Genomic DNA, 6,972 nt, shown 5'->3' on the forward strand with positions numbered 1-6,972 from the left:
TCAGAAGAACTTGCCTTAAGTGGGCAGGGCGGTTCCATAGCTTTTTCGTCTTGCCCCGTTTCAGTGGAAGGTTTGAAAGAATCCGACTGACCGATCTTCGAAGTCAGCCGGACTTAGGTTGCCAAGATATCTATGGCGACACTTTCGATTGTAGAATACTTCAAAATACTCGAACAGGTCGGCACGTGCTTCATATCTAGTGCGGTAGCGCACGCGGTTTACACGTTCGCGTTTGAGAACGCCGAAGAAGCTTTCGACGACGCGAACGCGCCATGCAGCGTTTCAGACGTATGCGAAGTTTGCAGAAATTCGCTTCCGTCCACTCCTCCATCTACAACCACTTCAACCAGGAAAGATCGCTCGCCAGCAGAGACATCTTCAAGCTGACACGCACCGCCGCTCTTGCCGAGTGGCGCGAACTTGGTGCGGCATAAAGGGCAGTTCTACTGACCTAGCTGAGGCTGGTTCGAATTTGTCTGACAGCACCGTCGCAGTATCGAGCTGTCTCAACCCGATCTTTGAGGTCAACGGGGCGCAGGTTGTTCTGGTCACCCAATTCATGGCGGTTGTACTCTCTGCGATCCTGCGGGTGCCGACAACCAATCTCAAGGCCGAGCATGAGGCGATCACAAGGCCCGTCGATATGGTCCGCAGAGCTTCTGGCCTGGGTTGGTTTCCGTCACCTCGGTGCCCGCAACAGGCCTTCACGCTGCAAGAACGCACGCTCTTTCTCGGCCTGGGCGCGTGCTGCTGCCGCGCGCGCCCGTCGGCTGGCGCGGACCGTTTCCTGCCCGGTCATCTGCAGAAACGCAGCGGCTAAGCGTTGAAGGGCGGGCACCCGCGTGCTGGCGTCTACCAGAACCTCGATGATTGCGCAGATTGCCATTACCTCATCTGCGGTGCCGCGCAGCCGGATTTGATCCTGTGCGATGGCCTCTGAAATCTCCATATACCCCTGCAGCAGCGCCGTGACCGTGATGCGGTTGGTAGAGCCATTGGGGGTCTTCAGCTGCGTGGTGCTGGCCCGCATTCGCCGGACCTGCAGCCTGTCCTCGACAAAGCGTACGGTAACGCGATCCGCGTCCAACACCATGCGCGACAGCTGCGCGCCCGCGAGCTTGCGAATGGCCGCCGCACTATGCGGCTCGGCCTCCTCCAGCGCTGCGTAGAGTGCCACAATCCAGTCGCACAGGTGGCGGGGCTCACTCGACATATTCGAAAACCCCGCAACCTTCAGCGCGCAACAAGGTGCGGTCGAGACTGGCAACAAGATGGCAACGGCCTGCCAGCTCGTTGATATAGCCGGAGCCGGGGCGCATTGGGTCGGCCAGGAGCAGTTGGGCCACAGTCTCCGCCTCGAAACGCAATTCAAATCGCGCAGTGCGGCTTTCCGCCTGCAATGTCACCCGGCACGGAAGATCTGGCGCGCGACGGTCCGGGTGGATCGCTGCCAGCGCGCCAGGCAGCCGCCGTGCCGCACGGGTCGGTGCGGTCTCATAACTCAGGCTGATCTGACTTGGCAGGAACGCGTGCACCTTTCTGCCGTGGACAAGGAACACATGCGGAGGCTGCCGGTTGAAATGGGCCTTGTCCGTGCCACGCGCCGCCACCACGGTGATGTCGTCGCTCAGCACCCAGGCGCCCCATTCCCAGGCCACATCCTCGCCCCAGAACCATCTGCCCCAATTGTGGTCGTGATAGCCGCGCGCGTTCTCTAGCGAGACCTCCTTGCCATCGAGGATCAAAGTTCCCGAGATCGAGAGAACAGGCACTGCGCTCCACCCGATCCACCCGCTGCCGAACTGCGCGGTGAGACCCAGCGCACTGGCCGAAAGAACCGGGCGCGCGATCAAATCTGCCTCGAACCCGTCTTCAGGGCGGGCGACCTTTGCGTGCAGAGCTGTGCCATCACGGGTCACGGCCATAGAGATCGTGCTGAGAAACACGGCCTGCGTGTCCACCGCGCTTTCAGCGAATGAGGCGATTTCTATGCCGCCGACCCAATCGCCATCCGTTCCGCTCGCCAGCGCCGTGCCGACGGCCCGCCCGCGTGCGTCCCAAGGGGGGCCATGCAGCGACAGGTTGATCAGCACAACGCGGCCTGTGTCAGGCAGAAAGACGTTGAGGTGAAACCAGTCCTTATAAGCTGCCGCCGTCGGATCGCTGAGGGCCGGCGGTCGAAGCGCGTCGAAGGCTGTCACCGCAGGATCGGGCCGCTGTGTACCGCGTCCCCAGGTTCGATGTCGCCTCGTTCCGGCGCGCTGCGGGCCAGCGCTTCGACCGATTGCACGATCTCGCGCGAGTGAATCCAGAGACCCATCAGCGTGTCGATAAAGGTGATCGCCGGCGGCACGGTCTTGCTTTTATAAACCTTGTTTTCCAGCGGGGCAGGGACGTTGTCGATCGTTTCGGCCAAATCGTCAGCGAGAAGTAGGGCGAGGTCATTGCGGATGTGGTCGAGCACGGGTGCTGCGGGCATGCCTTCGGTCCAGCCGGTGACGCGCAGGGCGCTCCACAATAGCTCGCCGTTATCCTTCACGGCGCTGGCTTCGAGCGCCCGGCGGATGCGGGCACCTTCGGCTGTCTTGGAGATTTCGCGGCCCGCTTCGGCGAGCCCGGCGAGCGTCGATCCTATGACACTGACGCCCGAGGTATAGTGTAGGGTAATCAACCGGCTCGCGAGCGAGGAGAAGAGGCTCGCCGTGGTGCGGCCTGCGTCCTCCGGCGGGTCTATCAGGCGGATGCTGGCACTGTTGGACATCGGCGGGTCTCCTCAGGACGCTTTGGTGGATTTACGGGCGGCGGTCTTACGCGCGGACGCCTTTTGGGTTGCTGTCTTTGACTTGGCTGCAGCTGGCGTTGTTTTGCGCTTTGCTGCCTGTTTGGCCACGGTCACCTCTAGCGGCACGACGCCATCGCTGCAGCCATAGATCAGCACGGCGCCACGATAGACGCCGAGGGGCATGTCTTTCGGTGCCTCCAGTACCAGCGCGAAGTCCAGCACCTCATCGGTAGCCAGCAGCGCGGTGGGAGGTGTGAAGGCGGTCTGCGCAAACCACGTGGCCCCGGTATCGGAGACCAGAGGTGTGATCATCGGAGTGACCATGGAGTGTACGCGCTGCCGGTTCTCGACGTTGACGCTCGCATTCGCCTGGCCCCCGGGCCGCAGCTTGAGCGCGACACCTGCACCATCCACCTGCTGCACGACGGTGCCCGGAGTGACCGGCCCGACAATGCCCTGCAGCTGCCGCAGATACTGCATTGTCGCCTGGCTCAGGCTCTGCTGAAACGCGCTTTGCAGCTTTATCAGCTCCTCGAAAGGGTTCGATGGGGTACTTGCGTGGTCGTGGTCATGTGACATGGCGGTCCCTCTTACTTCAGTCTTGCAATCACGTATTTCAGCACTTCGCGGAGGAATTGTCGGTGGCGGGTTTCTGGCATGAAACGCAGCCCCTCCGCTTCGAATTTCAGCGCGCGGGTGATGAAATCCTGCGCCAAGTCGCGCCCGTGGTCGATGGAACCGGCCTCATGCATCGCCTGCAGGAGCCAACGTACTTCGTCGGGTTCCTTCTTGGGCCGCGGCTGCGTCAACAGTTTGATCGCGCGGGTGCGGTGGCGTTTGGGGGCGGTGCGTAGAAAATGCAGCAGCATGATCGTGCGCTTGCCCTCGTAAAGATCGCCGCTGATCTCCTTGCCATAGAGCACCTCGTCGGCGGTGAGGTTCAGCAGATCGTCCTGCACCTGAAAGCCGATGCCCGCGAGGTAGCCCAACTCCATCACGTCTATCAGCGCCTCTTCGAGATCGGCGACCATCGACGGACCGGAGCCTGCGACAACGCCCAAGCGCAGAGGCGCGATCATGGTGTACCAACAGGTCTTTTTATAGGCCATGCGCAAGTAGTCTTCGCTGTCGAGGTCAAACCGTGCGTTTCGAATCCAATCAAGCTCGATGGCCTGGCCCTCGACGGATTCGCGGCTTAGCCGTTCGAAATCCTTCAAGATACGCATCGCCTTTCGGACGCCGAGCTGTTCAACATTGTCGAGCAGAAGCGAGAGGCAGAAGACAAAAGTCGCGTCCCCGGTGTTGATCGCAATCGGCACCCCGTGACGGCGAAAGAGCGTCTCATCCCCGCGCCGGAAGTCCGAAATATCCTCGATATCGTCATGCACCAGCGCGCCGTTATGAAAGAGTTCAATGGCCGTCGCCGTGTTTTCTGCCTGCGCTTCGGTTCCGCCCATGCCCTGACAGGCAGCGTAGACCAGCGCGGGCCGCAGGCCTTTGCCCACTCGAAACGGATAATCGCTGATCTGATCGTAGAGCACATCCATCCCCGTCTCGCGCCGGGCATTAAAAAAGCGGGTCATCGCTTTCTCTGTCCGGGTCCGCGCGGTGTTGAGGGCCTGCTCAATAAGGGCCCGGTCGTAGGTATTCTCGTTCAAAGGGGCCTCTGAGCGCAGGCGATGCCGAAGCCGGGCACAAGGTCGATCCAACCGGTGTTTTCAAACCCTGCCGCCTCGAACAGCGCCATGAACTGCTCGGGCGTGTGGAACCCGATCCAGCCCGGATCGGCCCAGAGTGCGAGGCCGGAGGAGCGTTTTACGAACCATTCCGGGCCTGCGTCGATCACTGTGTAGTAGCCACCCGGGCGAAGGGCGCGAAAGATTTCGCGCGTGGCGGCAGGCGGGTCGGGATAGTGGTGATGGGCAAGGCATGAATAGACGAGATCGAACTGCTCAGTAAAAACCTCGGGCAAATCGCCCACATCAGACTGGAAAAACGACGTATTATCAAACGCTTTTGCGCGGGCCGAGGCATGGGCTGCGTTGACCATTCCTGCGGCCAGATCAATGCCCACAGCTTCGCCCTCAGGCACCATGCGCGACAAGCGGCATAGTTCGCGTCCCGCGCCACAGCCCGCGTCAAGAAGTCGAAAGTCGGGCTTGATCCAGGCCGAGAGTTCCTCGACAGCAGCATTCATGATCGGCGTCGAGAAGGGCCGCACGTAGGCGTCATAAATCTCGCCCATCCGGTCGAACTCAGAGACCAGCGCGTCGTTCTCCGTGGCGCGCCCGAGCAGCACTGGCTTGGGGTATTTCCGGGAAAAATGCGGGCCGAGGCCGTTGCGATCGAGCGGTTGGGGCAGGGTGCCCAACGTCGTCCGCTCGACCAGACCGGCGTTGCGCCCATGTTCATAGGGTCGCATCACCAAAGCGGAATAGAGATGCATGGCCTGCACCAGCACGCCCTCGGCCAGGATGCCGCCGGGCGCGCTCATGACCGTTTCCCTTTCGGTTTGGCCGGCGCCTTCAATCGCCGCAACACGACCGGGATCTCACGGTCGCCAAAGGGACGCACGCTGACGTTGCCATGAATGTCCTGGTCTAGCTTCATCTTCGACGTGGGTTTGCCCTTGAGCGTAAAGACCACGTCCTCCCCGTGCGCGACCATCCGGCCCGCCGGTTCGGCGATCACACCAGCCGTGCGCAGGCTTTCCGAGACCTCCGGATCTGCGGCCATCTCCTTCCCAGTGTTGTTGGTCACCGCAAAACTTGCCTCGGCCACTTTCCCAGCAGGTGCTGCGAGGATCAGTGGCTGGATCGCAGGGGCGGCGGGCTTTGGTGCGACAGTAGCGGGCGGGGATTTCTCCAGGCCTTGCTCGGCCAGATCCCGCAGCGCGCCGAGGTAATCCTTGGTGACGTCAAAGAGACCGGAATAATACTTTATATTCAGGCGCATGGCCTGGTTGAAAATATCTTTCATCTGCGAATTCGACATAGGTCACCCTTTGATCCCTATACCCGGCCGCACCGACCGCCCATAGCAGGGTCGCACGCAGTAGAAATGGTCATACCAATGATGCTCGTAGTCCGGCTGGTCAAAAACCTCCACGTGATGACAGCAAGCGCGCTCGGTCTTTCCGACCTCAACGGTCCAGCGCAGATAGTGGCTGTTGCAGCCTACCACCCAGATCAGCGCTTCGAACTCGGCGCAATGCACGCCGTCATCGAGCTTGGAGTCAAACTCGGCTCGCACGGTTCGGCGTTCCTTGGGGCCGAGGCTAAAGCTGTTGGGGGTCAGTTTCACACGCGCTGCATCGGGACCCGCTGCGGCAAGCGTGAAGTTGCGCGGGCGGAAATCGGTGTTTGTGATCCGGATCTCGATCACCCCGGTGCTGCTCGCACAGATCTCGCAATGATATTCGCCCAGATCTTTCGGCATCCAACACGGTTCAGGGATGTCGCAACAGCTCGAGGACTGCCCGGATGACAGAGAGGAGAGGAACCGCCGTGCGGTATCCGCTAGGCTATCGACCAACTCGCCAGACAGGTCCATCTGCCGCAACATCATATCCGACATCGTGTCCATACTTTCGCGCATGTCCCGCATCGTCATTTTGTTCTTTTTCATGGGCGATCTCCCTTTCTATTTCGGAGCGGTCAGGGTCAATCGGGCCACAAGGCGCAAGTGTGACATGACAATAGTGGTATGGAACCGCCGTCCCGCGCCCAACTGTGTAGCCGGGTTCAGCGGCTCGGGGACGGTAAATTCCCACGTCAGGTCACGGCATTGACCTGGCGCCAGATCTCCCTTGTCCTTCGATTTCAGCTTCAGCCGCATCAAGCCCAAATAGGACCGACGCAGCCCGAGGATAAATTCGCCAAAGACCTCAAGTGGCGCCTCCGCGTCCGAGGCATAGGCCGCCGAAAACGCACCTGCTAACCCGTCGGAGGCAAAGAGCCCGCCGACGCCGCCCGTCGGAACTGGCAATGCGACGTTGCCGCGGTTAGAGATAGTGAACTGCGCGTTGATCCGCTCACCCGGTCGTCCGGTTAGGCTAATCGACCCGGGTGAGAGGCGCAGTTTCTTGCGCTCCGGAACGTCGACCGTGACCGGATATTCACCGTTCTCCGTAACCAGTGTCGCTTTGTGGACACCCGGCGGGGCAGTCTTGCCGATCCGCGTCGCAATCC

General features: G+C 61.1%; 9 protein-coding genes and 3 pseudogenes. 2 read left to right on the forward strand and 10 right to left on the reverse strand.

Annotated features, from left to right (window positions below):
- Positions 1-60 precede the first annotated feature (60 nt).
- Positions 61-258: pseudogene (locus tag AC2FNU_RS13585) on the reverse strand (IS3 family transposase); the annotation flags it as partial.
- Between AC2FNU_RS13585 and AC2FNU_RS13590 the strand changes: the two are divergent.
- Positions 252-434 (forward strand): annotated as a pseudogene (locus tag AC2FNU_RS13590) (IS6 family transposase); the annotation flags it as partial. The pseudogenes AC2FNU_RS13585 and AC2FNU_RS13590 sit on opposite strands and share 7 nt — an antisense overlap.
- Positions 410-637 (forward strand): annotated as a pseudogene (locus AC2FNU_RS13595) (CcdB family protein); the annotation flags it as partial. The pseudogenes AC2FNU_RS13590 and AC2FNU_RS13595, both read left to right, overlap by 25 nt.
- Positions 638-679: 42 nt before the next feature.
- Here AC2FNU_RS13595 and AC2FNU_RS13600 read toward each other — a convergent pair.
- The 9 genes from AC2FNU_RS13600 to AC2FNU_RS13640 form a co-directional block, all read right to left on the reverse strand.
- Positions 680-1,213, reverse strand: coding sequence for a hypothetical protein (locus AC2FNU_RS13600; RefSeq protein WP_496789203.1), 534 nt, complete (start codon positions 1,211-1,213; stop codon positions 680-682).
- Positions 1,203-2,201 (reverse strand): hypothetical protein, encoded by a 999-nt coding sequence (locus AC2FNU_RS13605; protein WP_496789205.1) that lies wholly within the window; start codon positions 2,199-2,201, stop codon positions 1,203-1,205. The genes AC2FNU_RS13600 and AC2FNU_RS13605 overlap by 11 nt, the downstream gene beginning before the upstream one ends.
- Positions 2,198-2,761, reverse strand: coding sequence for a hypothetical protein (locus AC2FNU_RS13610; protein WP_496789207.1), 564 nt, complete (start codon positions 2,759-2,761; stop codon positions 2,198-2,200). The genes AC2FNU_RS13605 and AC2FNU_RS13610 overlap by 4 nt, the downstream gene beginning before the upstream one ends.
- 12 nt (positions 2,762-2,773) lie before the next feature.
- Positions 2,774-3,361, reverse strand: a complete 588-nt coding sequence (locus AC2FNU_RS13615; protein ID WP_496789209.1) for a hypothetical protein — start codon at positions 3,359-3,361, stop codon at positions 2,774-2,776.
- Positions 3,362-3,372: 11 nt separating this feature from the next.
- The gene (locus AC2FNU_RS13620) at positions 3,373-4,440 is read right to left on the reverse strand and encodes a polyprenyl synthetase family protein (protein ID WP_496789211.1); all 1,068 of its coding nucleotides are present in this window, start codon (positions 4,438-4,440) and stop codon (positions 3,373-3,375) included.
- The gene (locus tag AC2FNU_RS13625) at positions 4,437-5,276 is read right to left on the reverse strand and encodes a class I SAM-dependent methyltransferase (protein WP_496789214.1); all 840 of its coding nucleotides are present in this window, start codon (positions 5,274-5,276) and stop codon (positions 4,437-4,439) included. Before AC2FNU_RS13625 ends, AC2FNU_RS13620 begins: the two co-directional genes overlap by 4 nt.
- Positions 5,273-5,761 (reverse strand): hypothetical protein, encoded by a 489-nt coding sequence (locus tag AC2FNU_RS13630; RefSeq protein ID WP_496789217.1) that lies wholly within the window; start codon positions 5,759-5,761, stop codon positions 5,273-5,275. Before AC2FNU_RS13630 ends, AC2FNU_RS13625 begins: the two co-directional genes overlap by 4 nt.
- An 18-nt stretch (positions 5,762-5,779) precedes the next feature.
- Positions 5,780-6,409 carry a hypothetical protein gene (locus tag AC2FNU_RS13635; RefSeq protein ID WP_496789221.1) on the reverse strand — a complete coding sequence of 210 codons (630 nt, stop codon included), beginning with the start codon at positions 6,407-6,409 and terminating at the stop codon, positions 5,780-5,782.
- Positions 6,410-6,424: 15 nt separating this feature from the next.
- The coding region (locus AC2FNU_RS13640; RefSeq protein ID WP_496789225.1) for a hypothetical protein at positions 6,425-6,972 on the reverse strand (548 nt) is incomplete at its 5' end.

The sequence above is a fragment of the Ruegeria sp. BHSB064 genome (genome assembly GCF_059613205.1).

Excerpts from the sequence above, each read along its gene's own strand:
- AC2FNU_RS13600 (WP_496789203.1), bottom strand. The coding sequence starts at position 1,213 with ATGTCGAGTGAGCCCCGCCACCTGTGCGACTGGATTGTGGCACTCTAC.
- AC2FNU_RS13610 (WP_496789207.1), bottom strand. The coding sequence starts at position 2,761 with ATGTCCAACAGTGCCAGCATCCGCCTGATAGACCCGCCGGAGGACGCA.
- AC2FNU_RS13630 (WP_496789217.1), bottom strand. The coding sequence starts at position 5,761 with ATGAAAGATATTTTCAACCAGGCCATGCGCCTGAATATAAAGTATTAT.
- AC2FNU_RS13615 (WP_496789209.1), bottom strand. The coding sequence starts at position 3,361 with ATGTCACATGACCACGACCACGCAAGTACCCCATCGAACCCTTTCGAG.
- AC2FNU_RS13625 (WP_496789214.1), bottom strand. The coding sequence starts at position 5,276 with ATGAGCGCGCCCGGCGGCATCCTGGCCGAGGGCGTGCTGGTGCAGGCC.
- AC2FNU_RS13635 (WP_496789221.1), bottom strand. The coding sequence starts at position 6,409 with ATGAAAAAGAACAAAATGACGATGCGGGACATGCGCGAAAGTATGGAC.